This window comes from Mesorhizobium sp. M0768, assembly GCF_040320195.1.
GTDB lineage: Bacteria > Pseudomonadota > Alphaproteobacteria > Rhizobiales > Rhizobiaceae > Mesorhizobium.
The window spans coordinates 211,905-238,290 of sequence record NZ_JAMYPD010000006.1; the positions used below are offsets into that span (position 1 = coordinate 211,905).

28 protein-coding genes and 1 pseudogene are annotated in these 26,386 nt (G+C 63.0%); 9 read left to right on the forward strand and 20 right to left on the reverse strand.

Annotation, left to right across the window (positions count from 1 at the left end):
- Nucleotides 1-17 precede the first annotated feature (17 nt).
- Both NKI08_RS11165 and NKI08_RS11170 read right to left on the reverse strand, forming a co-directional pair.
- Entirely contained in the window at nt 18-467 is a 450-nt protein-coding gene (locus tag NKI08_RS11165; RefSeq protein WP_352769105.1) for a MarR family winged helix-turn-helix transcriptional regulator, read from the reverse strand.
- The gene (locus NKI08_RS11170; RefSeq protein ID WP_352769107.1) at nt 464-1,249 is read right to left on the reverse strand and encodes an alpha/beta fold hydrolase; all 786 of its coding nucleotides are present in this window, start codon (nt 1,247-1,249) and stop codon (nt 464-466) included. The genes NKI08_RS11165 and NKI08_RS11170 overlap by 4 nt, the downstream gene beginning before the upstream one ends.
- Nucleotides 1,250-1,513: 264 nt before the next feature.
- Between NKI08_RS11170 and NKI08_RS11175 the strand changes: the two genes are divergently transcribed.
- From NKI08_RS11175 to NKI08_RS11185, 3 genes are all read left to right on the forward strand, one after another.
- Nucleotides 1,514-2,449 (forward strand): alpha/beta fold hydrolase, encoded by a 936-nt coding sequence (locus NKI08_RS11175; RefSeq protein WP_352769110.1) that lies wholly within the window; start codon nt 1,514-1,516, stop codon nt 2,447-2,449.
- Between the two features lie 78 nt (nt 2,450-2,527).
- A complete protein-coding gene (locus NKI08_RS11180) occupies nt 2,528-3,703 on the forward strand; it encodes a CaiB/BaiF CoA transferase family protein (protein ID WP_352769112.1) in 1,176 nt (391 codons plus the stop codon).
- Nucleotides 3,700-5,349 (forward strand): thiamine pyrophosphate-binding protein, encoded by a 1,650-nt coding sequence (locus tag NKI08_RS11185; RefSeq protein ID WP_352769115.1) that lies wholly within the window; start codon nt 3,700-3,702, stop codon nt 5,347-5,349. The genes NKI08_RS11180 and NKI08_RS11185 overlap by 4 nt, the downstream gene beginning before the upstream one ends.
- 40 nt (nt 5,350-5,389) lie before the next feature.
- On the opposite strand, the gene NKI08_RS11190 is transcribed toward NKI08_RS11185, so the two are convergent.
- The 5 genes from NKI08_RS11190 to NKI08_RS11210 form a co-directional block, all read right to left on the reverse strand.
- Entirely contained in the window at nt 5,390-5,833 is a 444-nt protein-coding gene (locus NKI08_RS11190; protein ID WP_352769117.1) for a CHRD domain-containing protein, read from the reverse strand.
- A gap of 147 nt (nt 5,834-5,980) precedes the next feature.
- Complete coding sequence (locus NKI08_RS11195; protein ID WP_352471510.1) at nt 5,981-6,952, reverse strand: ABC transporter substrate-binding protein; 972 nt, start codon at nt 6,950-6,952, stop codon at nt 5,981-5,983.
- A gap of 40 nt (nt 6,953-6,992) precedes the next feature.
- Nucleotides 6,993-8,129, reverse strand: a complete 1,137-nt coding sequence (locus NKI08_RS11200; protein WP_352769119.1) for an ABC transporter permease — start codon at nt 8,127-8,129, stop codon at nt 6,993-6,995.
- Nucleotides 8,126-9,004 carry an ABC transporter permease gene (locus tag NKI08_RS11205; RefSeq protein WP_352769122.1) on the reverse strand — a complete coding sequence of 293 codons (879 nt, stop codon included), beginning with the start codon at nt 9,002-9,004 and terminating at the stop codon, nt 8,126-8,128. Before NKI08_RS11205 ends, NKI08_RS11200 begins: the two co-directional genes overlap by 4 nt.
- A gap of 448 nt (nt 9,005-9,452) precedes the next feature.
- The gene (locus NKI08_RS11210; protein ID WP_352503196.1) at nt 9,453-10,244 is read right to left on the reverse strand and encodes an ABC transporter ATP-binding protein; all 792 of its coding nucleotides are present in this window, start codon (nt 10,242-10,244) and stop codon (nt 9,453-9,455) included.
- 161 nt (nt 10,245-10,405) lie between these two features.
- Here NKI08_RS11210 and NKI08_RS11215 point away from each other — a divergent pair, with 161 nt between their 5' ends.
- Nucleotides 10,406-10,810, forward strand: a complete 405-nt coding sequence (locus NKI08_RS11215; protein ID WP_352769125.1) for a cupin domain-containing protein — start codon at nt 10,406-10,408, stop codon at nt 10,808-10,810.
- Between the two features lie 35 nt (nt 10,811-10,845).
- On the opposite strand, the gene NKI08_RS11220 is transcribed toward NKI08_RS11215, so the two are convergent.
- From NKI08_RS11220 to aptA, 5 genes are all read right to left on the reverse strand, one after another.
- Nucleotides 10,846-11,187, reverse strand: coding sequence for a hypothetical protein (locus NKI08_RS11220; protein ID WP_352767700.1), 342 nt, complete (start codon nt 11,185-11,187; stop codon nt 10,846-10,848).
- A gap of 29 nt (nt 11,188-11,216) precedes the next feature.
- Nucleotides 11,217-12,668: a dihydropyrimidinase gene (hydA, locus tag NKI08_RS11225; RefSeq protein ID WP_352503194.1), complete on the reverse strand. Its 1,452-nt coding sequence runs from the start codon at nt 12,666-12,668 to the stop codon at nt 11,217-11,219.
- A 58-nt stretch (nt 12,669-12,726) separates the two neighbouring features.
- A complete protein-coding gene (locus NKI08_RS11230; RefSeq protein ID WP_352769128.1) occupies nt 12,727-13,977 on the reverse strand; it encodes a Zn-dependent hydrolase in 1,251 nt (416 codons plus the stop codon).
- A gap of 3 nt (nt 13,978-13,980) precedes the next feature.
- On the reverse strand, nt 13,981-14,412 hold the full coding sequence (locus NKI08_RS11235) for an endonuclease domain-containing protein (RefSeq protein ID WP_352769131.1): 432 nt from the start codon (nt 14,410-14,412) through the stop codon (nt 13,981-13,983).
- 124 nt (nt 14,413-14,536) lie between these two features.
- On the reverse strand, nt 14,537-15,865 hold the full coding sequence (aptA, locus tag NKI08_RS11240) for an omega-aminotransferase AptA (protein WP_352471500.1): 1,329 nt from the start codon (nt 15,863-15,865) through the stop codon (nt 14,537-14,539).
- A gap of 241 nt (nt 15,866-16,106) precedes the next feature.
- On the opposite strand from aptA, the gene NKI08_RS11245 reads away from it, so the two are divergent.
- Nucleotides 16,107-16,748: a TetR family transcriptional regulator C-terminal domain-containing protein gene (locus tag NKI08_RS11245; RefSeq protein WP_352503191.1), complete on the forward strand. Its 642-nt coding sequence runs from the start codon at nt 16,107-16,109 to the stop codon at nt 16,746-16,748.
- Nucleotides 16,749-16,849: 101 nt separating this feature from the next.
- On the opposite strand, the gene NKI08_RS11250 is transcribed toward NKI08_RS11245, so the two are convergent.
- Entirely contained in the window at nt 16,850-17,722 is an 873-nt protein-coding gene (locus tag NKI08_RS11250) for a helix-turn-helix transcriptional regulator (RefSeq protein ID WP_352769135.1), read from the reverse strand.
- A gap of 105 nt (nt 17,723-17,827) precedes the next feature.
- Between NKI08_RS11250 and NKI08_RS11255 the strand changes: the two genes are divergently transcribed.
- Nucleotides 17,828-18,679: an SDR family NAD(P)-dependent oxidoreductase gene (locus NKI08_RS11255; RefSeq protein ID WP_352769138.1), complete on the forward strand. Its 852-nt coding sequence runs from the start codon at nt 17,828-17,830 to the stop codon at nt 18,677-18,679.
- Nucleotides 18,676-19,398 (forward strand): SDR family oxidoreductase, encoded by a 723-nt coding sequence (locus NKI08_RS11260; protein WP_352769141.1) that lies wholly within the window; start codon nt 18,676-18,678, stop codon nt 19,396-19,398. Before NKI08_RS11255 ends, NKI08_RS11260 begins: the two co-directional genes overlap by 4 nt.
- A 30-nt stretch (nt 19,399-19,428) precedes the next feature.
- Here the strand turns inward: NKI08_RS11260 and NKI08_RS11265 are convergent, their stop codons facing one another.
- The 6 genes and pseudogenes from NKI08_RS11265 to NKI08_RS11290 form a co-directional block, all read right to left on the reverse strand.
- Nucleotides 19,429-19,806 (reverse strand): DoxX family protein, encoded by a 378-nt coding sequence (locus NKI08_RS11265; RefSeq protein ID WP_352769144.1) that lies wholly within the window; start codon nt 19,804-19,806, stop codon nt 19,429-19,431.
- Between the two features lie 61 nt (nt 19,807-19,867).
- Complete coding sequence (locus tag NKI08_RS11270; protein WP_352769147.1) at nt 19,868-20,326, reverse strand: carboxymuconolactone decarboxylase family protein; 459 nt, start codon at nt 20,324-20,326, stop codon at nt 19,868-19,870.
- Nucleotides 20,327-20,339: 13 nt separating this feature from the next.
- Nucleotides 20,340-20,858, reverse strand: a complete 519-nt coding sequence (locus NKI08_RS11275) for an RrF2 family transcriptional regulator (protein WP_352684717.1) — start codon at nt 20,856-20,858, stop codon at nt 20,340-20,342.
- A 100-nt stretch (nt 20,859-20,958) separates the two neighbouring features.
- Nucleotides 20,959-22,272, reverse strand: a complete 1,314-nt coding sequence (gene preA / locus NKI08_RS11280; RefSeq protein WP_352473536.1) for an NAD-dependent dihydropyrimidine dehydrogenase subunit PreA — start codon at nt 22,270-22,272, stop codon at nt 20,959-20,961.
- Between the two features lie 2 nt (nt 22,273-22,274).
- A complete protein-coding gene (locus tag NKI08_RS11285) occupies nt 22,275-23,639 on the reverse strand; it encodes an NAD(P)-dependent oxidoreductase (RefSeq protein WP_352769151.1) in 1,365 nt (454 codons plus the stop codon).
- 215 nt (nt 23,640-23,854) lie between these two features.
- Nucleotides 23,855-23,977 (reverse strand): annotated as a pseudogene (locus NKI08_RS11290) (gamma-glutamylcyclotransferase); the annotation flags it as partial.
- A gap of 173 nt (nt 23,978-24,150) precedes the next feature.
- Here NKI08_RS11290 and NKI08_RS11295 point away from each other — a divergent pair.
- Both NKI08_RS11295 and NKI08_RS11300 read left to right on the forward strand, forming a co-directional pair.
- Nucleotides 24,151-24,927 carry a VOC family protein gene (locus NKI08_RS11295; RefSeq protein ID WP_352769154.1) on the forward strand — a complete coding sequence of 259 codons (777 nt, stop codon included), beginning with the start codon at nt 24,151-24,153 and terminating at the stop codon, nt 24,925-24,927.
- Between the two features lie 156 nt (nt 24,928-25,083).
- Complete coding sequence (locus NKI08_RS11300; protein ID WP_352769157.1) at nt 25,084-25,476, forward strand: DoxX family protein; 393 nt, start codon at nt 25,084-25,086, stop codon at nt 25,474-25,476.
- 20 nt (nt 25,477-25,496) lie between these two features.
- Here NKI08_RS11300 and NKI08_RS11305 read toward each other — a convergent pair whose 3' ends face one another.
- Nucleotides 25,497-26,303, reverse strand: a complete 807-nt coding sequence (locus NKI08_RS11305) for a class I SAM-dependent methyltransferase (RefSeq protein ID WP_352473532.1) — start codon at nt 26,301-26,303, stop codon at nt 25,497-25,499.
- Nucleotides 26,304-26,386 lie beyond the last annotated feature (83 nt).

Below are 26,386 nucleotides of genomic sequence, written 5' to 3' on the forward strand. Positions count from 1 at the left end.
GGCTCCCGCGTGGTCGATCAGGATCCGCCCGCCTCCACCCGATCCGTCAGGGTGCGCAGCAGATCAAGCGAGGCTTTCAGCGCGTCGGCGTCCATACCCTCCGAAACGCGGTTCGCCCAAACATGCTGGCGTGTGCCGATATTCTTGACCGCTGCCCGGCCGGCATCGGTTATCGACAACAGCTTGGCGCGGCGATGCGCCGGGTTGTCGGCGTAGGCGGCAAGCCCCTCCGCAGCCAGTATGTCGGCCAGCCGCTGTACACTCTGACGGGCGAGACCCATGTCGCGGGCGATGTCGGCCACAGATTTCGGCTCCTTCAAAACTGCACCCAAAACCTGCCAGCGCGCTGCCGTCAGCCCGATTGGAGCGGCCAGCCGGTCGGCCGCATCCAGAAAACTGCCGTTCATCCTGAACACGGCAAGCACCAGTTCGGTGAGCACATTTGCCGCTTCGGTCCTGGTCGTCATTTCTGGCCGGCCTCGATGGTCGCGACGAAATTATTAACGGCTTCGGCTACGACCTCGGGCTTGTCAAGCATCACCCAATGGCCGCTGCCCGCCACGATCTGGCGCGGAATGTCCGTGCGCAGCCGGTAGAGCGCGGCTGGAGTTTCACTGGCCTCGGTAGCCAATACGAACATAGGCCCGCGATACGCATCGAGTGCCGGCTCCGGGTTCCATTCGGCCAGTGCCTTGCCGACACCTGCCCTCGCCGCCGGATCGACCACTGCCGCATCGGCCAGAACACGCTGGCGAACAGCCGCGTTAGGGCCGGCAATCGACGTGTAATAGGCGTTCAGGACATCACGGCCTTGCGGACCGGCCAGATCGCGGACAAAGCCGTCACGAATCGCCTGCGGCAGCGCACGAGGATCGGTCGCCGGGTCGACGAGCAAGACACCGGCTACCCGGTCGGCATGGCTGGCGGCATAAGCGAGCGCCACGCCACCACCGCCGCTGTGCGCGACAATGAGAAACCGCTTCAGGCCAAACGCGTCGGCCACGGCACCGACATCCATTGCGCGACCGTCATAACCATAGTCACCGTCCTGCGCCGGCGCGGAGGCGCCATGACCGCGAAAATCGAAGGCTACCGCCTCGCGGCCTTCGACGGAGAGCTGCATCACCCGGTCCCAGTGGGAAGCGCGGCTGCAATCTCCATGCAGGAACATGATCGGCAGGCCATTGCCGGCGTTGATCCTATAAGTGGCAAGCTGGCCTTGCGGGCCTGGAACAGTGGACCTCATCATGGTCATCTCCCTGGTTTCCTGACTGAACGCAGCAATCCCTGACAACAGGGTGGCCGTCGTGAAGGCGAAGCCCGCCAGCAAGATTGCACGCCGCGAAATGGCCCCGGTGGTTTTCATAGTCATACCCCCAATCTGCGCTGACCATTTGACAGCATGCTGTCATGTAATCACATTGACAGCATGCTGTCAACTACCGTCGAATGGGTACCCTGTCCCTTGACGTCGATCGCTGCGTCGCCCAACAGTCGCCGACGGGAGCGAGACATGCCATTTGACAAGCAGAGGATGCTGGCATCGCCGACCGGCGCCGAGCTCAACCTTTATGTGAAACACGCCATCGGCCAACCGCGCGCCATTGTCCAGGTCAATCACGGGTTGGCCGAGCACGCGGCGCGCTATGCCCGTTTCGCCGATTTCCTTGGCGAGCGCGGCTACCAGGTCTACGCGCACGACCACCGTGGCCACGGCGCCACCAAGGCGCCCGACGCGCCACCTGGCAGGTTCGCCGATGCGGATGGCGGTGCCAAGGTCATCGCCGATGTCGCTGCCGTCCATGATCTCATCGCCAGGGAACAGCCGGGCCTGCCGGTCATCGTCTTCGGTCACTCCTTGGGCGCGTCGGTCGCGCTGAACTTTGTCCTCCGCCACTCGGTGCGCATCCATGCCGCCGCGATCTGGAGCGGCAATTTCTCGGCCGGACTGCTCGGCCAAATCGCGCTGGCCATGCTTGGTTGGGAAAAGTTCCGGCTTGGCTCAGACGTGCCGTCGCGCCTGCTGCCCCGGCTGACGTTCCGGGCCTGGGGCAAGGCGGTGCCCAATCACCGGACGCCGTTCGACTGGCTGTCGCGCGATGCCGTTGAAGTCGAGCAATACATCGCCGACCCGCTTTGCGGCTGGGACGCATCGGTGTCGATGTGGCAGGACATCGTCATGATGACGCTGCATTGCGGCAGCGACCGCAATTTTTCCGGCGTGCGGCGCGACCTGTTCGTCAATCTGGTCGGAGGCGAGCAAGATCCGGCCTCGGACGGCGGCAAGGCGGTCAGCCATCTTGCCGGCCGGATGCACATGATGGGTTTTTCGAATCTCGTTTCAAAGGTTTACGCCAAAACCCGCCACGAAAGCCTGAACGAGGTCAACCGAGACATCATCATGGAGGATTTTGCCGCCTGGTCCGACCACGTGCTGAGGGCACAGTGATACTGGCCCATTGCAAGGGCCGTGACAGCGGCGCGCGGGATTGATAGAGGCTGCGCTTTCGATCAACCACGGTGATCCATGACTGAGCCTCCGCTCAAAGGCATCCGCGTCATCGAACTCGCACGCATCCTCGCCGGGCCATGGGCCGGACAGCTGCTTGCCGACCTCGGCGCCGACGTGATCAAGGTCGAGAGCCCGGACGGCGGCGACGACACCCGCAAATGGGGACCGCCCTTCGTCATCGGCCATGACGGCGAGAACCTTTCGGCCGCTTATTACCATTCCTGCAACCGCGGCAAGCGCTCCATCGCCATCGACTTCTCGACGCCCGAGGGTGCCGAGACGGTGCGCCGGCTGGTCGCGACATCGGACGTGCTGATCGAAAACTTCAAGGTCGGCGGACTGAAGAAATACGGTCTCAACTATGACAGTCTGAAGAAAATAAACCCGCGGCTGATCTATTGCTCGATCACCGGTTTTGGCCAGTCGGGACCGTATGCGCCGCGTGCCGGCTATGATTTCATCATCCAGGGCATGGCCGGCATGATGTCGATCACCGGCGAAGCCGGCCGCGAACCGCAAAAGGCGGGCGTCGCTATTTCGGATGTTTTCACCGGGCTTTATTCGGTCATCGCCATCCAGGCGGCGCTTCGCCATGCCGAGAAGACCGGCGAAGGCCAGCATATCGACATGGCGCTCTACGACACCCAGATCTCGACGCTCGGCAACCAGAACCTCAACTATCTCGTCTCCGGACAGTCGCCGGTGCAGATGGGCAATGCGCATATGAACATCGCGCCCTACGAAGTGGTGCCGGTAAAGAATGGCCACATCATCCTGGCGGTCGGCAATGATGGCCAGTTCGCAAAGTTCTGCGCTGCCGTCGGCCTCGATGAGCTGGCGTCGAACCCTGACTTCGCCACCAATCCCGCCCGCGTCGCCAACCGGGCAAAGCTGCGCGAGCATATGATCGAGGCGCTGAAAGCCTTCGATCGCGACCCGCTGCTGGCCAGGCTCGAAGCCGCCGGGGTTCCAGCCAGCCCGATCAACAACATCGGCCAGATGTTTGCCGACCCGCAGACCATCGCGCGCGGCATGCGGCTCGACCTCGATGACGGCCATGGCAATCTCTTGCCCTCGGTGCGGGCGCCGATGATCATGTCCGGCACGCCGCTGGTCTATGAACGTCCGTCACCGCGTCTCGGCGAACACACCGAAGAAATCCTTGCCGAACTGGAGAGGTCAGGAAAATGAAGACCGGCGGACAACTCATCGTCGATGCGCTCGAAGCCAACGGAACGGACCGTATCTATTGCGTACCCGGCGAATCCTATCTGGCGGTGCTCGACGCGCTGCATGATTCACCGATCCGCACAATCGTCTGCCGCCAGGAGGGCGGTGCCGCAATGATGGCCGACTGCCACGGCCGCCTGACCGGCAGGCCCGGCATCTGCTTTGTCACCCGCGGCCCAGGCGCCACCAATGCCTCGGCCGGCATCCACATCGCGATGCAGGATTCAATCCCTCTCATCCTGTTCATCGGCCAGGTCGCCAGCCACGCCAAAGGGCGCGAGGCCTTCCAGGAGGTCGACTACGTCAGGTTCTTCGGCGATATCGCCAAATGGGTGGTCGAGATCGACGACGCCGCACGCATACCCGAATTCGTCACACGCGCCTTTGCGGTGGCGACGTCCGGTCGCCCGGGTCCGGTCGTCATCTCGCTGCCCGAGGACATGCTGACCAGCCTCGCCGAGGCACCGGACGCCCGGCATTATACCCCTGTTGAGACGCGGCCTGGCGAAGTCGAGCTCGACGCACTGGAACTGTTGCTCAACCAGGCAAAGCGGCCCTTCGTCATCCTCGGCGGTACGCGCTGGGACGCGCAGGCCGTTGCACGGATGCGGACGATAGCCGAAGCCTGGTCGCTGCCGGTCGGCTGCTCCTTCCGCCGCCAGATGCTGTTCGACCATCTCCACCCGAACTATGCCGGCGATGTCGGCATCGGCATCAATCCCAAGGTAGCAACCGCCATCAAGCAGGCCGACCTCGTGCTGCTGATCGGCGGCCGTATGGGCGAGATGCCGTCATCCGACTACACGCTGCTGAAGAGTCCCTACCCCGACCAGACGCTGGTCCATATCCATGCCGACGCCGGCGAACTCGGCCGCGTCTACCGGCCGGCGCTGGCGATCAATGCCTCGCCTGCCGCTTTCGTCGAAGCCTTTGCCGGACGCAAGCCGGCCGCAACGCCGGTCTGGGCGGCTGAGGCAGCGAAGCTGCACGCCGCCTATCTCGACTGGTCGACGCCTCCGGAGAGCGGCCCCGGCGCCGTCCAGATGGGGCCGATCATGAATTATCTCGAAACGATGCTGCCGGACGACGCCATCCTCACCAACGGCGCCGGCAACTACGCCACCTGGGTGCATCGCTACCATCGCTTCCGGCGTTTCGGCACGCAGGCAGCACCCACATCCGGCTCGATGGGCTACGGCACGCCGGCGGCGGTCGCCGCCAAGCAGCTTTTCCCCGACCGCGACGTGATCGCCTTCGCCGGCGACGGCTGTTTCCTGATGAACGGCCAGGAATTCGCCACCGCCGTGCAATACGGGCTGCCGATCATCGTCATCGTCGTCAACAATGGCATCTACGGCACCATCCGCATGCATCAGGAGCGCGAATATCCCGGCCGTGTCGTCGCCACGGACTTGAAGAATCCCGACTTTGCTGCTTTGGCTCGTGCCTATGGCGGCCATGGCGAGACGGTGGAAAAGACCGCCGACTTCGCGGCGGCCTTCGAGCGAGCGCGGGCCAGCGGCAAGCCGTCAATCGTAGAGATCCGGCTCGACCCTGAAGCCATCACGCCGACCCGCACGATGTCCCAGATTCGCGACAAGGCCTGACAAAACAGGATGATTGCCCTGTTTTGTCGTCGTGATCTGCCTATTTGGCCTTCTCGATCTGGCCGCGGATCTCGCCGTCCGCATGGGCCGCGGTGTGGATGTTGAGGTAATATTTGCCAGCCTCAAGATCGGTGGCCTGGGCATCGGTCAATGTCGCCGAACCCTTGATCGGGCTCTTCAGCTTGCCTTCGAACGGCACCACCGGATCGGCGTTTTGACCCTTTGCCGCCGGGCCGTGAATGTGTGCGGCCTTCGCCGGCCCGCTGAGGCCGGAATATCTCACGGTCCAGCTGAGTTTCTTGGTGGCGGTGTTGAACCTGAGCGTGGCGGTGCCCTTGCCCTTCGTGGTGACGGGTGGGTTCTGCTGAGCACCATCGAGCGCCGCCGTCATCCTTATGGTTTCGGCCAAGGCCGGTGAAGCAGAGAAGATGGCTGCAGAAATGGCCAGCGCCGAAAGCATCGGCGTGAAGGACTGGATGCGCATTGAAACCTCCGTTGTGACACCCTTGAGGCGGATGCACCGGCACAACGATTTTGCGAGCGGATGTTTCCGCCGGTAACGTTTATTTTACCTCCCACTAAAAAGGGGCGGTCGCCCGCCCCTTTTCCGCTACAAGCCAGTTTGACAGTCCTATTTGATGGCCTTGTCGGTGATCGCCGTCGTGTAGGCGCCGGTAGGCTCCTTGCTGATGATCTTCTGGTCGAGCAGCGCCTTGGCGGTGCGCTCGTAGGTCGCCGGATCGAGCTTGCCATCGGCATTGTCGATCAGCTTGGCGACTTCGCCCATCATGCGCTTCTGGTGGTTCTCGTCCTGGCCGCCATTGTCCATGACGATGCCGGCCGCTTCGTCGGAATGGTCGACGGCGTATTTCCAACCCTTCATCGAAGCGCGCACGAAACGCACCATCTTGTCCTCGAAGGCCGGATCCTTGAGCTTGTCCTCCAGGGCATAGAGCCCGTCTTCGAGCAGATCGTTGCCCATGGCGGAATAGTTGAAGACGGTCAGCTCTTCCGGCTTGTAGCCGGCGTCGATGAGCTGCCAGTACTCGTTATAGGTCATGACCGAAATGCAATCCGCCTGCTTCTGGATCAGCGGCTGCACGTCAAAGCTCTGCTTGAGCACGGTGACGCCGTCCGGCCCGCCATCGGTCTTGAGGCCAAGCTTGTTCATCCAGGCATAGAACGGATACTCGTTGCCGAAGAACCAGACGCCGAGCGTGTGGCCCTTGAAGTCGGCTTCCGTCTTGACCGGACCGTCCTTCGGGCAGACCAGCTCCATGCCGGCCTTCTTGAACGGCTGGGCGATGTTGACCAGCGGCACGCCCTTCTCGCGCGCAGCCAGCGCGCCGCCCATCCAGTCGACGATGACGTCGGCGCCGCCGCCGGCGATGACCTGCTCCGGTGCAATGTCCGGTCCGCCGGGCTTGATGTCGACGTCGAGGCCCTCGGCTTCATAGAAGCCCTTGGCCTTGGCGACATAATAGCCGGCGAACTGTGCCTGGGTGACCCATTTCAGCTGCAGCGTCACCTTGTCCGCGGCCATCGCCTGGAACGCGGCAAGCGACATCGCGCCGGCCAGCATCGAAACAACAAGTCTTTTCATGTTTTTACCCTCTGAAGTTAGCGCCCTAAACCCACCGCCCCTATCCACCACGGACAGAAGGATGCCAAAACGTGACTGCTCTCTCGAAAAGAGCGACCACGCCATAAAAGACCGAACCCGCAAGTGCTGCAACTGCGATTTCCGCCCACACCATGTCGATGTTCATCCGCCCGACTTCCGTCGAAATGCGGAATCCCATGCCGACCACCGGCGTGCCGAAGAACTCGGCGACGATGGCGCCGATCAGCGCCAGCGTCGAATTGATCTTCAACGCATTGAAGATGAAGGGTGCCGCCGCCGGCAGCCGCAGCTTGAACAGCGTCTGCCAGTAGCTCGAGGCATAGGTGCGCATCAGGTCGCGCTCCATATGGCCGGAGGCGGCAAGCCCGGCGACGGTGTTCACCAGCATTGGGAAGAAGGTCATGATGATGACCACCGCTGCCTTCGACTGCCAGTCGAAGCCGAACCACATGACCATGATCGGCGCGACGCCGATGATCGGCAGGGCCGACACCATATTGCCAATCGGCAAAAGCCCGCGCCGCAGGAACGGCACGCGGTCGGCGGCGATGGCAACGAGGAAGCCGGCGCTGCTCCCCACCACATAGCCGAAGATAACCGCCTTGAAGATGGTCTGCCTGACATCGGCCCCCAGCACCGGCAGCGAGCCGACGATGCGCGTGCCGATGGCGCTTGGCGGCGGCAACAGGATGAAGGGAATGCCGGCACCACGCGTCACCGCCTCCCAGATGATCAGGATCCAGGCGCCGAAGATGGCCGGAATGATCAGGCGCAGGGCGGTTGACGCCCAGCGCGACGTCGGGCGAAACGACGACAAGACCGTTACGCAGCGCCAGGCCAGAAACCACGTCGCGACGAGCAGCAGATAGAAGGATGCGCGAGCGCTGCCCTCATTGCCGGTTATGCCGGCGAGCAGCATCCACGCTGCGCCATGCGCGCCAAGGAACAGCAACACCACCCCGATCATCGGTGGAAAGTTGTCGGCCTCGATTGCCACGAGCAGCAAAATGAAAATCAACACCGTAGTCGCCATGCCGTAACCGGGCGTAGCACTGACGAGCGGCCAAAGAAGCAGCGCGCCGGCAAGCAGGACAAGCGCGGCATATCCCTGCCAGGATCGAGGCGTGATTGAGGAAAGGCTCAGGACGGAGCTCATGCCGGCCTCCCGCCCATGGCGCGGTCGACAAGGCGCCCGGCGATGCCGACGACCATCACCAGCAGCGCCGCGACCACCGACCCGGCAACCAGAGCCGACCAGATGTCGATGGTCTGGCTGTAGTAGGCGCCGGCGAGCAATTTGGCGCCGATGCCGGCGACGGCGCCGGTCGGCAACTCGCCGACGATGGCGCCGACCAGGCTGGCGGCCACCGCCACCTTCATCGAGGTGAACAGGAACGGCACCGAAGCCGGCACACGCAATTTCCAGAAGGTCTGCGAGGCACTGGCATTATAGGTGTGCATCAGGTCGAGATGGGTGAGCTCGGGCGAGCGCAGTCCCTTCACCATGCCGACCGCCACCGGGAAGAACGACAGATAGGTCGAGATCAGCGCCTTCGGGATAAGCCCGGTGATGCCGATCGCCGCCAGCACGACGATGATCATCGGCGCCACCGCCAGGATCGGAATGGTCTGCGAGGCGATGATCCACGGCATCAGACTGCGGTCGAGCGTCGCCACATGCACGATGCCGACGGCGATGACGATGCCGAGCGCCGTGCCGAAAGCAAAGCCGAGCAGCGTCGACGACAGCGTCACCCAGGCATTGTAGACAAGGCTGCGGTTCGAGGTGATGCTGCGCAGAAAGGTGTTTTCGAAAAAATTTACCGCCACCTGATGCGGCGCCGGCAGCGTCGGTTTTGGCTGCGCCAGCGTCTTGCCGATGAATTCCACAATAGCCGGCGTCTGATTGGCGCGGCGGTCGAGATCGCGCTGGAACGGCGCGTTGAGGATGACAGCCATGACGTACCAGACAACGACGACACCCAGGAGGATCGAGGTCACCGGAACGATCTTGTCGCGAAACGAGTCCACCTAGCAGGCCTCGCCGGGTAAGCGCCCTCCTCTCCCCAACGGGGAGAGGAGGGCTGGAGCGAAGCGGAGGCCGGGTGAGGGTGACCGCGCTTTCGTTGTCCTAGGGCGGAGCAGCCGCGAAGCGGCGTGCGTATCGGGAGCGGCCAACCACGCCTTCGTCATCCTAGGGCGAAGCAAGGAGCGAAGCGACGCGGCGCAGACCCTAGGATCCATGCCGTAACCTCCCCGCTCCGCAACGGTGCTGAAAATGGCTCCCTCCACACCGCTCTGGCCGGCGAATATTCTGAACCGCTTGCGCCTTTCGGCTAATGTCACGGCATGGATCCTAGGGTCTGCGCAGGCCGCTTCGCGGCTGCTCCGCCCTAGGATGACGAAGGCATTGTTGACCGCTCCCTCGCGGGGCGGAGGCACCTCCTGCGTTGAACGCGCAAGCCCGTCGCGCGCGCCCTCAATCATCATAGCTGTGCCCCGCCCTCAGGCCGTCGCGCACTCGTGCCGCGATGGCCAGGAACTCCGGCGTCTCGCGGATATCGAGCGGCCGCTTTTTCGGCAGCGTCGATTCTATCACGTCGCTGACGCGCCCCGGGCGCGGCGACATGACGATGATGCGCGTCGACAGATAGACCGCCTCGGGGATCGAATGGGTGACGAAGCAGATAGTCTTGTTGGTGCGCTCCCAAAGCTCCAGCAGCTGTTCGTTGAGGTGATCGCGCACGATCTCGTCCAGCGCGCCGAACGGCTCGTCCATCAACAAAAGGTCGGCGTCGAAGGCGAGCGCCCGCGCGATCGAGGCGCGCTGCTGCATGCCGCCCGAAAGCTGCCAGGGGTATTTCTTCTCGAAGCCGCTGAGATTGACAAGGTCGAGGGTTCGCTTGATACGCGCCGCCTGCTCTGCCCTGGACAGGCCCATGATCTCCAGCGGCAGTGCCACATTGCGCTCGATGGTGCGCCACGGATAAAGTGCAGCCGCCTGGAAGACATAGCCATAGGCGCGGCTCTGGCGCGCCTGCTCGGGCGTCATGCCGTTGACGGAGATGGCTCCCGATGTCGGCTTCTCCAGATCGGCGATGACGCGCAGCAAGGTCGTCTTGCCGCAGCCGGAGGGCCCGATGAAGGACACGAATTCCCCCTTGCCGATCGTCAGGTCGACATTCGACAGCGCCTGTACCGGACCATCATTGGTCTGGAAGGTCAGGCCAAGCTTGCTTGCCGAAACAACCGCTGGCGATACTCCCGTCATCGGCCGTAGCCTGTCGCTTCCGGCCACTGCGGCGCCGGCCGGAATCCCATTGATTTTACCCCGATGTTGCTTTCCACTCGCCCAGTCCTACTCGCCGCAGTTTTACGCGCCCCAGTTCTACGCGCCCTTGTCCCATCAGATAGACGCCCGGAGTTGCCCCGATGTCGCCCAAACCGACTTGCCATCTTATCCGCCCTGAAAGCTCTTATGAAGGCAAGCAGGGCCTGAGTTATTTCGCCGGTATCGCCGCCGAAACAGTCGGCTCGTCCGGCATCTGCATGCATCTGCTGACCATGCCGCCGGGTGCCCGCGCCAAGGCGCATATGCACGAAAACCATGAAACCGCGATCTATGTGCTCTCCGGCGAAGTCCATACCTGGTATGGCGACCGGCTCGAACAGCATATCGTGGTCAAGGCCGGCGATCTTTTCTATATTCCCCCTGGCGTGCCGCATCTGCCGGCCAATTTGAGCGACGGCCCCGCCTCGGCGATCATTGCCCGAACCGATCCCAACGAACAGGAAAGCGTCGTCCTGCTGCCGGAACTGGACGGGTTGGTCGCTTGACGCCGGCATCGAGGCAGCGGTCGTCATCGGCACCGTCACGAACATGATTTCAGCGGCCCGATCTCCTCAAGGCCGGGAATGGTCACGAAGAAACCGTCCCCTCCTCTGTTGATGACCTTGACGACATCCGTGGTCGTGCCCTCCTCGCCCTCGGCGAAACAGGTGGAGCTCAACAACAGGGTGCCAGGCGCCGTCGTCAGTCGCTGTGCGAACTGGCAGCCGGTGCCATAGGTTTCGACGCTGTCGGCGGTCAGCACGACATAATCGTCGCTGTCCTGATAACCGAGCCGTACACCAGCGCAACCGACCTCATTGCCAAAGGAGCCGGCAAGGACGTCAGCCGCCGCCGGCCCGGCGGCAAGGATCACCGCGGCCATTGAGATAATCGCTCCGTGGCTCGCCAAGCTCAAACGCCCGTCGCCGGGATGCCCGTCCGTTCCACCTTGCGCGGCGCGGAAATTTCCTTCCACGTCGACAGCGCCCGGTTGACCGCCGCGTTCGGCTCGCGAGCGACGAATTCGCCATGGCCGGGCTTCGCCTTGACCTCGTTTTCCTCGATCGACAGTTCGCCGCGCGAGAAGACGAAGCGCGGCAGGCCGGTTACCTCAAAACCTTCGAAGACATTGTAGTCGATCACCGACTGCTGCTTCTTGGCCGTGATCTTCTTCTTGCGCTTCGGGTCCCATACGAGGATGTCGGCGTCCGCGCCTTCGACGATGGCGCCCTTCTTCGGGTACATGTTGAGGATCTTGGCGATGTTGGTCGAGGTCACCGCGACGAACTCGTTCATCGTCAGCCGGCCGGTCTTGACGCCGGTCGTCCACAGCACCGGCAAACGATCCTCGAGCCCGCCCGTGCCGTTCGGGATCTTGGTGAAATCGCCGACGCCGTTGCGCTTTTGTTTGGTGGTGAAGGCACAATGGTCGGTCGCCACCACTTGCAGCGACCCGGCCTGCAGGCCGGCCCACAGCGAATCCTGGTGCCATTTGTTGCGGAAGGGCGGGCTCATCACCCGGCGCGCCGCATGGTCCCAGTCCTTGTTGAAATATTCGCTCTCGTCCAGCGTCAGGTGCTGGATCAGCGGCTCGCCGAATACCCGCATGCCTTTCTGGCGCGCCCGGCGGATGGCTTCGTGCGCCTGCTCGCAGGAGACATGCACGACATAGAGCGGCACACCGGCCATGTCGGCGATCATGATGGCGCGGTTGGTCGCCTCGCCTTCGACTTCAGGCGGGCGCGAATAGGCGTGTCCCTCCGGGCCGCTGTTGCCCGCCGCCAGCAGCTTCTGCGACAGGGCGGCCACCACGTCGCCATTCTCGGCATGGACCAGCGGCAGCGCGCCGAGATCGGCACAGCGCTGGAACGACGAATAGAGCTCGTCGTCATCGACCATCAGCGCGCCCTTGTAGGCCATGAAATGCTTGAACGAGGTAATGCCCCTGTCGACGACGGTGGCCATCTCGTCGAACACCTGCTTGCCCCACCAGGTGATCGCCATGTGGAAGGAATAGTCGCAGGACGCTTTCGAGGTCTTGTTGTCCCACATCTGCAGGGCCTCGAGCAGAGACTGCTGCGGCGCCGGCAGACAGAAATCGACGACCATCGTCGTGCCGCCGGCAAGGGCCGCGCGGGTACCGGATTCAAAGTCGTCGGCCGAATAGGTGCCCATGAACGGCATTTCGAGATGGGTATGCGGGTCGATGCCGCCCGGCATCACATAGCAGCCGCTGGCGTCGAACTCATGGTCGCCATGCAGATCCGGCCCGATGCCGATGATCTTGCCGTGCTTGAACAGCACGTCGGCCTTCCACGTGCGGTCGGCGGTGACGATGGTGCCATTCTTGATGACTTTGGACATTTTCTTGTTCCCTTATTCTCTTCGCGCTTCTTGTGAGCGGCGTTGCCAGGCTATCCCATCATTCGACAATGACCGCCGTGTCCACCACCGCATGGAACAGCACGTCGGCGCCGGCCGCTGCCCATTCCTTGGTGATTTCCTCGGCCTCATTGTGGCTGAGCCCGTCGACACAGGGGCACATCACCATTGCGGTGGGTGCAACGCGGTTGATCCAGCAAGCGTCATGGCCGGCGCCCGAGACGATATTGCGATGCGTATACCCCAGGCGCTCCGCCGCATCCCGCACAGCCTTGACGCAGCCCGCGTCGAAAGTGACCGGGTCGAAATGGCCTACCTGCTCGATTTGATATTTGATGTCGAGCGCGTCGCAGATCGTGTCGATGCCTTCGCGGATGCGGCCGTCCATGGCGTCCAGCACCTCCTTTTCCGGCGAGCGGATGTCGATGGTGAAGACGGTGCGCCCGGCAATGATGTTGCGCGAGTTCGGATAGACCTCCATATGGCCGACCGCGCCGACGGCGTCGGGTTGGTAGTCCATGGCGATCTCGTGCACCAGTTCGATCACCCGCGCCATGCCGAGCCCGGCATTGCGCCGCTTCGGCATCGGCGTCGAGCCGGTGTGCGCCTCCTTGCCGGTCAGCGTCACCTGCAGCCATTTCAACCCTTGCCCATGGGTGACGACACCGATGTCGATGCCCTCGTCCTCGAGGATCGGGCCCTGCTCGATATGCAATTCGAAGAAGGCGTGGATCTTGCGCTCACCGACTTTCTCGGTGCCCTTCCAGCCGATCCGTTCGAGCTCCTCGCCGAATTTCTTGCCGTCCTTGTCGACATGTGAATAGACGTCGGCCTGGTCGAGCACGCCGGCGAACACCCCGGACGCCATCATCGCCGGCGCAAAGCGGGCGCCTTCCTCGTTGGTCCAGTTGGTGACGACGATCGGGTGCTTGGTCTTGATGCCGAGATCGTTGAGCGAGCGCACGACCTCCAGGCCGCCGAGCACGCCGAGCACGCCGTCATACTTGCCGCCGGTCGGCTGGGTGTCGAGATGGCTGCCGACATAGACCGGCGGCAGGCTGGGGTCGGTGCCTTCGCGACGGGCAAACATCGTACCCATCTCGTCGACGCCCATTTCGAGCCCCGCCTCATCGCACCAGCGCTTGAACAGATGCCGCCCTTCGCCGTCATCGTCGGTAACGGTCTGGCGATTGTTGCCGCCGGCAATGCCGGGGCCGATCTTCGCCATCTCCATTATCGAATCCCACAAACGGTCTGAATTGATTCGCAGATTCTCGCCGGGGGCGGCCATATTCTAAAACCTCATTGGTTGTGGCACGCCAGCGTCCCCCTCCCCCTCGAGGGGAGGGTGGCCGCGAAGCGGTCGGGTGGGATCGGCTGACATGCGCGCGACCTTATCCTTGACCACTTGTGCGACATGCCAAGCGCTGTTTATGACATCGGGCTCATCGACGCGAAAGATATCGAACCCGAGCGATCGCAGATAGGCATCACGGACGGCGTCGTGCCGTTTGCCCTTCTCCTGTTCGTGCAGATCACCATCGACTTCAACGACCAGCTTTACCGCAATGCAGGCAAAGTCGACGATATAAGGCCCGATCGGACACTGGCGCCGGAATTTCATCGCAGCCGATTTCAATTCGCGCAGTTCATACCAAAGCAGCGATTCGCCTTTGGTCGCATGTACTCGAAGCGCGCGCGCCTTTTGGCGCATTTCGAAGCTCACGCGGGTCCGGGGCATCACAGGCACCTATGCGGCCGAAGGTCAGGCTGGCGCACTGCCGCACCGACCCCACCCGGCCGCTTCGCGGCCACCCTCCCCTCGAGGGGGAGGGAAAGCTGCACCTGGTTCAATCCACCGCCCTCAGCACTTCGCGCACGTGGTCGATCAATTCGTTGATCTGGCCTTTGGTGATGATCAGCGGCGGCGACAGCGCGATGATGTCGCCGGTGGTGCGGATCAATGCACCGCGCTCGAACGCCTTGACGAAAGCCGAGAAGGCCCGCTTCGTCGGCTGGCCGGCGATCGGCGCCAGCTCGATCGCGCCGATCAGGCCGATGTTTCTGATATCGATGACGTTCGGCTCGCCCTTCAGCGAGTGCAGCGCGTCCTCCCAGTACGGCGCCAGTTCCTCGCCGCGCGTCAGCAGCCCTTCTTCCTTGTAGGTGTCAAGCGTGCCCAGCGCTGCCGCGCAGGCGATCGGATTGCCCGAATAGGTGTAGCCGTGGAAGAACTCGATCATGTGCTCGGGGCCGGTCATGAAGGCGTCGTGGATTTCCTTCTTCACGAACACCGCGCCCATCGGGATGACGCCGTTGGAGACGCCCTTCGCCGTGGTCATGATATCCGGCGTGACGCCGAAATAGTCGGCGGCAAACGGCGTACCGAGACGGCCGAAACCGGTGATGACTTCGTCGAAGATCAGCAAGATGCCGTGCTTGGTGCAGATCTCGCGAAGCTTCTGCAAATAGCCCTTCGGCGGCAGGATGACGCCGGTGGAACCGGCAACCGGCTCGACGATGACGGCGGCGATGGTCGAGGCGTCGTGCAAGGCGACGATGCGCTCCAGCTCGTTCGCCAGTTCCGCGCCATGCTCCGGCACGCCCTTGGTGAAAGAGTTCTTTTCCGGCAGATGCGTGTGGGGCATGTGATCGACGCCGCCGAGCAGCGTGCCGAACATCTTGCGGTTGGTGACAATGCCGCCGACGGAGATGCCGCCGAAATTGACGCCGTGATAGCCGCGTTCGCGGCCGATCAGACGGGTGCGCGAGCCCTCGCCTTTGGCGCGGTGATAGGCGATCGCCATCTTCAGCGCGGTCTCGACCGATTCCGAGCCGGAATTCGTGAAGAACACATGGTCCATGCCCTTCGGCGCGATGTCGACCAGCCGGTTCGCCAGCTCGAACACGATCGGATGGCCCATCTGGAACGCCGGCGCATAGTCGAGCTCGGCCGCCTGGCTCTGGATCGCCTCGGTGATCTTCGGGCGGCAGTGGCCGGCATTGACGCACCACAGGCCGGCGGTGCCGTCGAGAACCTTGCGCCCGTCGCTGGTCGTGTAATGCATGTCCTTGGCCGACACCATCATGCGCGGCGCCTGCTTGAACTGCCGGTTTGCCGTGAACGGCATCCAGAATGCACTGAGATCGTTCGGCGTGACTTTCAGCCGGTTGGACATGACCGAGACTTCCCCTTGTAACCTGTTTCGGTGCGGCTAACGCCTGGTCTTTCCAACTTGGTCTTCGCGACGTTTTCGTGCTACGCAAATTTTTGACCGGTTGGACAAACGTTAGCACCGCCTTATCAGCGGTCAAGGGATTACTAGCGGAAATGCGGCTTTCGAAGTGCGCTCCACAGGGCGGAGAAAAACTGGTCCAGAGAATTGGTCCAGACACTCCTCGCAGCGAAGGTTTTTCGAGGTGACGGATGCGGTCGAAAGCTCTGCTCCTCGCCGCACCCGCATCCAGGTGGAAAAGCGCGAGCTCATCCTCGAGGCGGCGCTCGAAGTCTTCTCGACCAACGGTTTTCGCGGCTCGACAATCGACCAGATCGCTGAAGCCGCCGGCATGTCGAAGCCGAACCTGCTCTATTATTTCCGCCGCAAGGAGGACATCCACAAGACGCTGATGCAGCGGCTTCTCGACACCTGGCTGGCGCCGCTGCGCGAACTCGACGATATCGGCGACCCCTTGACCGAACTGCGCAGCTATATCAGGCGCAAGCTCGAAATGGCACGCGATTTCCCGCGCGAGAGCCGGCTGTTCGCCAACGAGATCCTGCAGGGCGCGCCGCGCATCATGCCGATGCTGGAAGGCGAGTTGAAGACGCTGGTCGACGAGAAGGCCAATGTCATCAAGGGCTGGATGCGCGCCGGCAAGATTGCCCGCACCGACCCCTGGCACCTGATCTTCTCGATCTGGGCGACGACGCAGCATTATGCCGATTTCGACGTGCAGGTCCGCGCCGTGCTCGGCCCCGATCGCGGCGGCGACGGCCGTTTCGAGGATGCCGCAAGGTTTCTCGAGCAGCTGTTCATCGACGGGCTGAAGCCGAAGGGCTGAGGCAGCTCGGCTGTCGCAAACCTCCCCCATTGCTTCGTCATCCTGGGGCGCAGCAAGGAGCGGAGCGACGCAGCGCAGACCCCAGGATGACGAAGCTGGGCTCACGCGCTGCGCCGCTCGGCCGGCAGCGCATCGAGCAGCTTCTGCAGCTTGGCGATCGAGTTCTGCTCGGCGAGCGGCGTGTAGACGATCAGCTTCATGTCCGAGCCGTCGTCGATCGACAGGCTCATATGCTCGAACGCCATGGCGCCTGCCGTCGGATGCCTGACATGCTTTACACCCGATAGGTTACGGGCCACGTCGCGTAGCGGCCACCAGGCGCGAAACTCCGGGCTTGAACGTGTCATCAGCGCGATCAGCCGCTCGAAATCCGGGTCGCCGACATATCTGGCGCTTTCCGCCCGGAATGACGCCAGCACGGCACGCGCCAGTTCCTCCCAGTCGACGAGCAGGCGCCGATGCTGCGGGCTGGTGAAAACCATATGGACGATGTTGCGGGCATCGCCCTCCAGCAGGCCATAGTCGCCGAACACGGCTGCCGCGGCAGAATTCCAGGCCAGCACGTCCCAACGCCGCCCAAGGACATAGGCCGGCTGGAGGACCAGGCTCTGCAGCATGTGCAGCAACGGGCTATCGACTTTTTCCGGCGCGTCGACGCGACGCTCCGGCTGCGGGCGGCCGGCAAGAATGAACAGATGCCGTTGCTCGGCCGTGTCCAGGCGCAACGCCTGACTGAGCGCCGTGAGCACCTCGACGGACGGCCGCACGTCGCGCCCTTGCTCCAGCCAGGTGTACCAGGTCGTGCCGACGCCGGCGATCATCGCCACCTCCTCGCGCCGCAGCCCGGGCGTGCGCCGGCGCAGGCCGGTCGAAATGCCGGTGGCCGAAGGCGTCAGCCTTTCGCGCCGCGAGCGCAGAAAGGCGCCAAGCTCGCGGCGGCGGCTGTCTTCGGCGGAGTGTGTCGGTGAATCCATCGGTGCTATTATAGCAGTATCGATACCAGGATAAAGTTTGAACTGTTTGGCAAGTGGCCGGTGCCCCATCTTTCCGTTCAGAGCGATGAGATGGAGGCTCTGAACATGGAACTGAAAGATAGGACAATCCTCATCACAGGATCGACCGACGGCGTCGGCCGCGTCGTCGCGCAAAGGCTCGGCGCCGGCGGTGCCCGTATCCTGGTGCATGGCCGCGACGCGACTAGGGGCAAGGCGACCGTGGCCGAAATCGAAGCCGCCGGCGGCAAGGCCGAGCTGCTGGTCGCCGACCTCTCCTCCCTGGCGGAAGTCCGCCGCCTCGCCGAGGCGGTGCGCGCAAGGACCAAGCGGCTCGATATCCTCATCAACAATGCCGGCGTCGGCACCGCCGGCCCCAACGCGAAACGGCAGGTCAGCGCCGACGGCTACGAGTTGCGCTTTGCCGTCAATTATCTCGCCGGCTTCCTGCTCACCATGGAGCTGCTGCCGCTGCTCAAGTCCAGCGCGCCGTCGCGCATCGTCAATGTCGCCTCGGCCGGGCAACGGGCGATCGACTTCAGGGATGTCATGCTGACCCGCTCCTACGACGGCGTTCGTGCCTACTGCCAGAGCAAGCTGGCGCAGATCATGTTCACCATCGATCTGGCGGAGCAGCTGAACGGCACCGGCGTCACGGTCAACAGCCTGCATCCGGCAAGCTACATGAACACCACGATGGTGCGGCAGGCGGGCGTCACACCCTGGAGTTCGGTCGAAACCGGTGCCGAAGCCATCATCAATCTCGCCACATCGCCGGCGCTCGAAGGGCGAAGCGGCCTCTATTTCGACGGCCAAAGGGAATCCCGCGCCGATGCGCAAGCCTATGACGTGAAGGCGAGGCAGCAGTTGCGCGAATTGAGTCTCGGCCTTGTCGGGCTCGCACCCGTTTCCGCAACATCGAAGAAAGAAAATTCATGACCGAGAAAACGCAGCACGCCGTGATCGTCGGCGGCTCCTCCGGCATCGGCCTCGCCACCGCGAAAAAGCTGCTTGGCCCGGGCATGAAGGTGACTATCACCGGGCGCAACCGGGAAAGGCTCGACAACGCATGGCAAAGCCTTGGCGGCGCAGTCGAAAAGGCTGCCTTCGATGCCGCGAAGCCGGACGAGGTTCGCCAGTTCTTCAACGATCTCGGCCCTTTCGATCACCTGGTGCTGGCCGCCAGCGGCGGCAAGGGGCTCGGTCCGTTCGAAACGCTTGACCTGACCGACATCGGCGGTGGCGTCGACGAGAAGGTCCGGCCACAGCTCTCCTGCCTGCAGGCCGCCTTGCCGACGCTGAACAAGAGCGGCTCGGTGACTTTCATCTCGGCGGTGTCGGCGCAATTGTCGGCGCCGGGTGTCGCCGGCATCGCCGCCGTCAACGGCATGCTGCTGACCGTGGTGCCGATCCTGGCAATGGAGCTGAAGCCGCTACGCGTCAATGTCGTGGTGCCGGGCGTCATCGACACGCCGTGGTGGGATTTCCTGCCCGATGAACAGCGCCATGCGGTGTTTGCCGATTATGCCGGCAAGACACCGGTCGGCCGCATTGGCCGCGCCGAGGACGTCGCTGAGGCGATCGCGTTCCTGGTTTCGAACAGCTTCGTCACCGGCCAGATCCTGACCTGCGACGGCGGCTTGCGGTATGCGGCGTGAGCGGCTGCCTCCAAGAGGCATCAGTCGTTGTCAAAGCGACTGCGCGATCAGCGCCAGAAATCCTCCGGCCAGCGCGACGTTGCCGACAAAGCCATTGATGCGGGACGCGCGCTCGGGCCCCTGATGATCCCAGAAATTGTGGAACATCGGCGTAGCAAAAACCAGGAACAGGATCAGGCATGCCGCCGCCGCAGCGGTCCAGATGTCCGCGATCACCAGCGCTCCGGCGATGATCTGCAGGACGATCCCCAGCCAAAGAACCGGCCGCGCCTGCGGCACGCCGCGCGTCGTCATCAATTGGCTCACCAACGCCGCATTCTGGATGTTGCGCAGGCCGGCAAAGACAAAGGCGCCGCCAAGCAGCAGGCGGGCGGCGAATAGAATCTCACTATCAAAGTTTGAAAACATGCTGTCGGGTCCTCGGGCAGAAAAGAGGCGCGCGGCGGAAGGCCGCGCGCCTGGTCCATGCTCAAGCGGCCAAGACTGCTGGCATCGGATGGATTGCATGAAACGGAACGCAAAGCCGGTTCCAGGTGTTGATCATGCCGAGCGCAACCGAGAGCTTGACCAGCTCCTGTTCCGAGAAATATTCGAGCGTCCTTGCATAGAGTTCGTCCGACACACCGTAGTCGGCAATCCTGGTCAGCGCGTCGGTCCAGGCCAAGGCCGCGCGTTCGCGCTGTGAAAACAGCGGCGATTCCTTCCAGGCGGAGACGAGATAGAGCCGCTGCTCGCTTTCGCCGTCGCGGCGCGCTTCGCGGCTATGCATCTCGACGCAATACGAGCAGCCGTTGATCTGCGACGCCCTGAGCTTGATCAGATGCAACAGGCTTTTTTCGAGCCCGCATTCGTCGACTGCCTTGTTGAGCGCTGACACCGCCTTCATGATCTCCGGCGCCGCGCCGAAAAATTGCAGCCTCTGTTTCATCGTCTGTAGCCTTTCATGCTTGCTTGGTTGAACTTGATTTCTGCGGCCGCCGATGGCGCTCGACGAAGGCGCAGTTCGCGGCGACCGAACGGGGATCGGCATCGGCCGTGTATTCTGCAACGATGTCGGACAGCCAGGCGTCGGCGAGCGCGGCGCGATAGGCGCGCTCGGCCTTCAGCATGGCTACGTTGATGCCGCAGGGTTTGACATAGACCGAGGCATCGAGCTTCGCTGGGCCGCGCTGGCGGATTTCGGCGCAGCGGAACGCCGGTTCACGCCCCTCGACGGCCAGCACGATGTCGAGCAGCGTTATGCGTTCCGCCGGCCGCGCCAGCCGGTAGCCGCCGGACGGCCCCGGCACTGATTCCAGAATGCCGGACGCAGTCAGCGCGTTGAGATGCTTAAGCAGATAGCTCGGCGACAGCCCGAACGCTTCGGCCATGGCAGCACCTGGCAAGGTCGCGGCGCCATCAACGCCGGCGAGCATCGCGGCGCAGTGGATGGCTGCTTCGACGCCTTCGCCCAGCTTCATTTCGCTCTCCTGTTCATGGATATAGATTATCTTGGATATTTTTTATCCGCAATAGGAAAGTCAAAAAGCGGCGCCCATGGACGCCGCTTTTTTCGAAATGCTATTCCGCCGCCACCTTGGCCATCGGATTGTTGGGATGCGTCGTCCAGTTGGCATAGATCGGCGACACTGGCCTACCAGTGCGCTCATCGATCGCGCCAACCGCCAGTGGCTCCATGGTGATGCAGTTCTCGACCGGGCAGACATTGACGCAGAGATTGCAGCCGACGCATTCGGCCTCGATCACCTCGAAATGCCTGACGCCGTCGACCATGCTGGTGATGGCCTGGTGCGAGGTGTCCTCGCAGGCGATGTGGCAGCGGCCGCATTTGATGCAGGCCTCCTGGTCGATATGCGCCTTTGCGATGTAGTTGAGGTTGAGATACTGCCAGTCGGTGACGTTGGGAGTGGCGCGGCCAATGATGTCGTCGAGCGAGGCATGGCCCTTCTCGTCCATCCAGTTTTCCAGGCCGGCGATCATCTCCTGCACGATCTTGAAGCCATAGGTCATCGCCGCCGTGCACACCTGCACATTGCCGGCGCCAAGCGCCATGAACTCGGCGGCGTCGCGCCAGGTGGTGATGCCGCCGATACCGGAGATCGGCAGGCCCTTCGTTTCCGGGTCGCGCGCGATCTCGGCCACCATGTTCATGGCGATCGGCTTCACCGCCGGGCCGCAATAGCCGCCATGCGAACCCTTGCCGTCGATCGTCGGCTCCGGTGCGAAATTGTCGAGATTGACGCCGGTGATCGAATTGATGGTGTTGATCAGCGACACCGCGTCGGTGCCGCCGGCAAGGGCAGCGCGTGCCGGCTTGCGTATGTCGGTGATGTTGGGCGTCAGCTTGGTGATGACCGGCATGCGGGTATTGGCCTTGCACCAACGCACCACCATTTCGATGTATTCCGGCACCTGGCCGACTGCCGCACCCATGCCGCGTTCCGACATGCCGTGCGGGCAGCCGAAATTGAGCTCGATGCCGTCAGCGCCGGTCTCCTCGACTACCGGCAGGATCGCCTTCCAGGCATGCTCCTCGCACGGCACCATCAGCGAGACGACGATCGCCCGGTCGGGCCAGTCCATCTTGACCTGCTTGATCTCGCGCAGATTGACCTGCAGGTCACGGTCGGTGATCAGCTCGATATTGTTCAGGCCAAGCAGGCGACGATCGGCGCCCCAGATGGCGCCGTAGCGCGGCCCGTTGACGTTGACCACCGGCGGCCCTTCTTCGCCGAGCGTCTTCCAGACAACGCCGCCCCAGCCAGCCTTGAATGCGCGGATGACGTTATAGGCCTTGTCGGTCGGCGGCGCCGAGGCTAGCCAGAACGGGTTCGGCGATTTGATGCCGACGAAATTGTTGCGGATGTCTGCCATGCTCATGCCCTCCCGTTCGAGGTCAGTGCCCGATGAATGCTTTCCGCCGCGTCGCGGCCTTGTGCGACGGCCGAGACTGTCAGGTCGTCGCCGCCAAAGATGCAGTCGCCCCCGGCCCAGACGTTTGGCAGCGAGGTGCGGCCTTCGGCGTCGACCTTGATGCGGCCGGCTTCCAGGTCAAGCAAAGCCCCGCTGCCGTTGAGCGCAGCCGGGACAAAACTCTGGCCGATCGCCTTGAACACCTGATCGGAGACGAGCGTCAGCCGCTCGCCGGTGCCGACGAGCCTGTCGCCGTCCATCGCGGTGTATTCGAGCTCGATCGCCGACACCTTGCCGGCATCGGCAATGACCCGCTTCGGCTGCAACCAGTGCCGGATGATGACGCCGTTGGCGGCAGCCAGATCCTGCTCGAATTCGGAGGCATTCATGTGCTCCGGGCCGCGCCGATAGCAGATCGTCACCTCTTCGGCTCCGAGCAGCTTCGATTGCACCGCCGCGTCGATCGCCGTCATGCCGCCGCCGATGACGACAACACGCCGGCCGACCGGCAGGCTGGCCAGATCACTGGCCTGACGAAGCTCGGCAATGAACTCGACGGCATTGGTGACGCCTTGCGCCTCCTCGCCTTCCGCTCGCAAGGCATTGACGCCGGCAAGCCCCATGCCGAGGAACACCGCATCGTAATTCCTGGTCAGGTCCGACAGCTGGTAATCACGGCCGAGCGCCTTGCCGTTCTGGATGTCGATGCCGCCGATCGACGTGACATAGTCGACTTCAGCCTGGGCGAAATTGTCGACGCTCTTATAGGCGGCGATACCGTACTCATTGAGGCCGCCGGGCTTTGGCCGAGCTTCCAGGATGGTCACGTCGTGGCCGTAGCGGGAGAGCCGATGCGCGGCCGCAAGCCCGGCCGGTCCGGCGCCGACCACGGCGACCGTCTTGCCGGTCGGTTCGGGGCGCTCGTAGAACTGCTTGTTTTCGGCCATGGCGACATCGGTGGCGTAGCGCTGAAGGCGACCGATCTGCACCGGCTTGCCTTCGGCCACCTCCCGCACGCAGACTTCTTCGCATAGCGTCTCGGTCGGGCAGACGCGGGCGCACATGCCGCCCAAAATGTTCTGGTCAAAAATAGTCTTGGCTGAGCCGATGGGATTGCCCGTCGAAATCTGGCGGATGAACAGCGGGATGTCGATCGAGGTCGGACACGCATTCATGCACGGCGCGTCATAGCAGAAATAGCAGCGGTCGGACTCGACCAGCGCCTCGTGATGATCGAGCGGCGGGTGCAGGTCGGCAAAATTATCGGCATATTGTCCCGGCGAAAGCCGCCCGCCGGCAATGCCTTGCTTGAACTGGCCTTCTGGCATCGTCAGTTCCCCATGTTCTTGTTTTGGAGAAGGCTAGCACGTTTTATTTTTTTATCAATTGGTCAATTTTCTGTGCAAACTGCTGAAAAGCCACGAATAAACATGACAAGTGTACTCATGTTACCAAAGCCGCCGACAGGGAAGCTTGGCCATAGCGGCACTGCCGTTGCTGGACTGAGTGGTCAGCCTGGTAAGCTTAGCGTTGGTTTTGATCACCGAAGGCAAAGGGCCCTGAAGTCTTCGTCCGTCAGCTGCGTCCAGCTGCCATCGGGGCCGGGATCGGCCTCCTCCCGATGGCACAGCGCGACAAGTTCGGAAGTGAGCGACATCCGGCGCATGGATCAACAACCCCTCGTTGACTGCGAGCAAAGTCGAAAACCGCAGGGCGCGCAACCCGGTAACATTTCCAATTTGCCGTCATCTTTTTGGTTGGCTGTCGGATTTTCGTCGTGAAGATCGTCCTAGAATGGATCGCGCATGATCGATTGTACAAACCGCAAGGAGTACGACAATGCCACAGTCCCCCATCCCCTTCTTCTGGTACGAGCTGATGACCACCGATCTCGACGCCGCCGAGGCGTTTTACACCTCAGTGGTGGGCTGGAGGGGGCAGCCTTTCGAAGGGGCCCAGGGCATGCCGCGCTATATCGTCATGAATGTCGGCGAGCGCGGCGTCGGCGGGATGATGACGCTGCCCGATGACGCGCGCAAGATGGGCATGCCGCCGGCCTGGGTCGGTTATATCCTCACCGGGGACGTCAATGCCGCAACGGCCTCCCTCAAGAAGGCTGGTGGCGCCGTTCACCGCGAGCCCGACGACATTCCTGGCGTCGGCCGCTTCGCCGTCGTTGCAGACCCGCAAGGTGCGATGTTCAACTTCCTGCAGCCCAGCGGCCCCGACCAGCCGCCGCTACCGTTGGCGACCCCCGGCAACATCGGCTGGCATGAGCTCTACACGTCAGACTGGAAGGCGGCGTTCGATTTCTATTCCAGCCAGTTCGGCTGGGAGAAGGGCGACGCCATGGATATGGGTCCGATGGGCGTCTACCAGCTTTTCGCCTTCGGCGGCGAGCCCGTTGGCGGCATGATGAACAAGCCCGAGCAGATCCCGGCGCCGGTCTGGCAGTTCTATTTCAACGTGCCCGGCATCGACGCGGCAGCCAAGCGCGTCACCGACAATGGCGGCAAGATCCTGATGGGTCCGATGGAGGTCCCCGGCGGCAGCTGGATCGTACAGTGCACGGATCCGCAAGGCGCCCATTTCGCGCTAATGGCACCGACGCGGTAACAGGCCGCGCCAATTGCGGGGCCGCCATCGTGCGGCCCCAAGGCTGCAGCACGCCTCACGACTCACTCACCGACAGTTGAATGAAGGCCGGACTATGTGAATGGTCCGGCCTTTGGCGATGACCTATGGCCGGGCTAGGTGAAAATGGAGTCGTAGATGAAGCTTTTCGAAGGCCTCGCCGGATATCAACCGTTCGCCCTTGCCACCTTGCGCATCATGACGGCGCTGCAGTTCATTGAGCACGGCACCCAGAAACTGTTCAATTTCCCCGTCGGCGACCATGCCGGCACCATGAGCGGGCTATCGCTGACCGCGGCCATCCTGGAATTCGGAGGCGGCATCCTGCTGGTATTGGGGCTTTTCACCAGGCCGGTGGCATTCCTTCTCAGCGGCGAGATGGCGATCGCCTATTTCATGGCGCACATGCCGCAGAGCTTCTTCCCGGTCAACAATGGCGGCGATGCCGCGATCTCCTTCTGCTTCATCTTCTTCTATCTGGTATTCGCCGGCCCCGGCGCCCTGGCACTGGACAACCGCAAAACATCGTAGCCGGGCGGATCAGCGCGCGCTCAGGCCGACTTGCGCGCAATCAGGCCCGCGAAGGCGATGAACCCGAAGAACTCTCCGGCTTCGACACGCCGGCGCGCCTCGTGCTTCAGCCCGTCGCCAAGCGCCTTGTCGAGTCGCTTCCAGCCGGCCAGAATATCGGCGCCGCGATCGACCAGAGTCAGCATGTAGTCGGGCGCGGCAATTTGGGCGTAGCCGTAGCTGTCGAATTTTTCGACGACAAAGCCCGCCGATTTCGCCAGCAGCGGCAGCCGGCGCGTCAGCCAGCGGTCATTCACCAGCGCCGCCATTGCGGCATCCACGCAATCCTGCAGCGGATCATGATCGCCGATGGCGACCGTCGTCGTCGCGTAATCGCCGTCGAAGATCGCCAGGCAGCCGCCTGGGCGAAGCACGCGCAACGATTCCGTCAGGGCCTTTTCGGGACCGGGCACATGGGTCAGGCAGGTATGGAAGATGACCACATCGAACGAGTTGTCCTCGTGCGGCAGCGACCTGGCATCCCCTTCGACGAAGTTCAGGTTGGGGATATCCGCGGCAAGCTCGCGCGCCTTCGCCAGAAATATCGGCGACGGATCGAGCCCAACAACCTCGTTCACCCCCGGCCAGCGCGCAAGCTCGCGACTGATCGGTCCCGAGCCGCAGCCGCCTTCGAGGACGCGTGCCCTTTCCGGAAAATCGATCGAGGAGAAAAACGAGTGGCGGATTGCCTTCTGGCGCGGGTCTGCGGCCCGCAACTCCATCGCGTTGATAAGAACCGCGACAACAGCCGGATCAGCGGTTGTGATCTGCGCATACACATCGGGCATGGTGGACCTCCGAAGCAATTGCCCAGCCTTCCGCCGCAGCTCGACAATAAAACCAAAGGTCACCGCGCGAAAGAATTTTCACT

What these genes read in the sequence shown, in the direction of transcription:
- NKI08_RS11195 (WP_352471510.1), bottom strand. Translation starts at nt 6,952, where the DNA reads ATGAAAAGACTTGTTGTTTCGATGCTGGCCGGCGCGATGTCGCTTGCC.
- NKI08_RS11170 (WP_352769107.1), bottom strand. Translation starts at nt 1,249, where the DNA reads ATGATGAGGTCCACTGTTCCAGGCCCGCAAGGCCAGCTTGCCACTTAT.
- NKI08_RS11220 (WP_352767700.1), bottom strand. Translation starts at nt 11,187, where the DNA reads ATGGCCGCGGTGATCCTTGCCGCCGGGCCGGCGGCGGCTGACGTCCTT.
- NKI08_RS11190 (WP_352769117.1), bottom strand. Translation starts at nt 5,833, where the DNA reads ATGCGCATCCAGTCCTTCACGCCGATGCTTTCGGCGCTGGCCATTTCT.
- NKI08_RS11175 (WP_352769110.1), top strand. Translation starts at nt 1,514, where the DNA reads ATGCCATTTGACAAGCAGAGGATGCTGGCATCGCCGACCGGCGCCGAG.
- preA (WP_352473536.1), bottom strand. Translation starts at nt 22,272, where the DNA reads ATGGCAGACATCCGCAACAATTTCGTCGGCATCAAATCGCCGAACCCG.
- NKI08_RS11200 (WP_352769119.1), bottom strand. Translation starts at nt 8,129, where the DNA reads ATGAGCTCCGTCCTGAGCCTTTCCTCAATCACGCCTCGATCCTGGCAG.
- hydA (WP_352503194.1), bottom strand. Translation starts at nt 12,668, where the DNA reads ATGTCCAAAGTCATCAAGAATGGCACCATCGTCACCGCCGACCGCACG.
- NKI08_RS11265 (WP_352769144.1), bottom strand. Translation starts at nt 19,806, where the DNA reads ATGTTTTCAAACTTTGATAGTGAGATTCTATTCGCCGCCCGCCTGCTG.
- NKI08_RS11275 (WP_352684717.1), bottom strand. Translation starts at nt 20,858, where the DNA reads ATGAAGCTGGGCGAAGGCGTCGAAGCAGCCATCCACTGCGCCGCGATG.
- aptA (WP_352471500.1), bottom strand. Translation starts at nt 15,865, where the DNA reads ATGTCCAACCGGCTGAAAGTCACGCCGAACGATCTCAGTGCATTCTGG.
- NKI08_RS11255 (WP_352769138.1), top strand. Translation starts at nt 17,828, where the DNA reads ATGGAACTGAAAGATAGGACAATCCTCATCACAGGATCGACCGACGGC.
- NKI08_RS11180 (WP_352769112.1), top strand. Translation starts at nt 2,528, where the DNA reads ATGACTGAGCCTCCGCTCAAAGGCATCCGCGTCATCGAACTCGCACGC.
- NKI08_RS11295 (WP_352769154.1), top strand. Translation starts at nt 24,151, where the DNA reads ATGCCACAGTCCCCCATCCCCTTCTTCTGGTACGAGCTGATGACCACC.
- NKI08_RS11185 (WP_352769115.1), top strand. Translation starts at nt 3,700, where the DNA reads ATGAAGACCGGCGGACAACTCATCGTCGATGCGCTCGAAGCCAACGGA.
- NKI08_RS11270 (WP_352769147.1), bottom strand. Translation starts at nt 20,326, where the DNA reads ATGAAACAGAGGCTGCAATTTTTCGGCGCGGCGCCGGAGATCATGAAG.
- NKI08_RS11260 (WP_352769141.1), top strand. Translation starts at nt 18,676, where the DNA reads ATGACCGAGAAAACGCAGCACGCCGTGATCGTCGGCGGCTCCTCCGGC.
- NKI08_RS11230 (WP_352769128.1), bottom strand. Translation starts at nt 13,977, where the DNA reads ATGGCCGCCCCCGGCGAGAATCTGCGAATCAATTCAGACCGTTTGTGG.
- NKI08_RS11305 (WP_352473532.1), bottom strand. Translation starts at nt 26,303, where the DNA reads ATGCCCGATGTGTATGCGCAGATCACAACCGCTGATCCGGCTGTTGTC.
- NKI08_RS11215 (WP_352769125.1), top strand. Translation starts at nt 10,406, where the DNA reads ATGTCGCCCAAACCGACTTGCCATCTTATCCGCCCTGAAAGCTCTTAT.
- NKI08_RS11210 (WP_352503196.1), bottom strand. Translation starts at nt 10,244, where the DNA reads ATGACGGGAGTATCGCCAGCGGTTGTTTCGGCAAGCAAGCTTGGCCTG.
- NKI08_RS11165 (WP_352769105.1), bottom strand. Translation starts at nt 467, where the DNA reads ATGACGACCAGGACCGAAGCGGCAAATGTGCTCACCGAACTGGTGCTT.
- NKI08_RS11285 (WP_352769151.1), bottom strand. Translation starts at nt 23,639, where the DNA reads ATGCCAGAAGGCCAGTTCAAGCAAGGCATTGCCGGCGGGCGGCTTTCG.
- NKI08_RS11300 (WP_352769157.1), top strand. Translation starts at nt 25,084, where the DNA reads ATGAAGCTTTTCGAAGGCCTCGCCGGATATCAACCGTTCGCCCTTGCC.
- NKI08_RS11250 (WP_352769135.1), bottom strand. Translation starts at nt 17,722, where the DNA reads ATGGATTCACCGACACACTCCGCCGAAGACAGCCGCCGCCGCGAGCTT.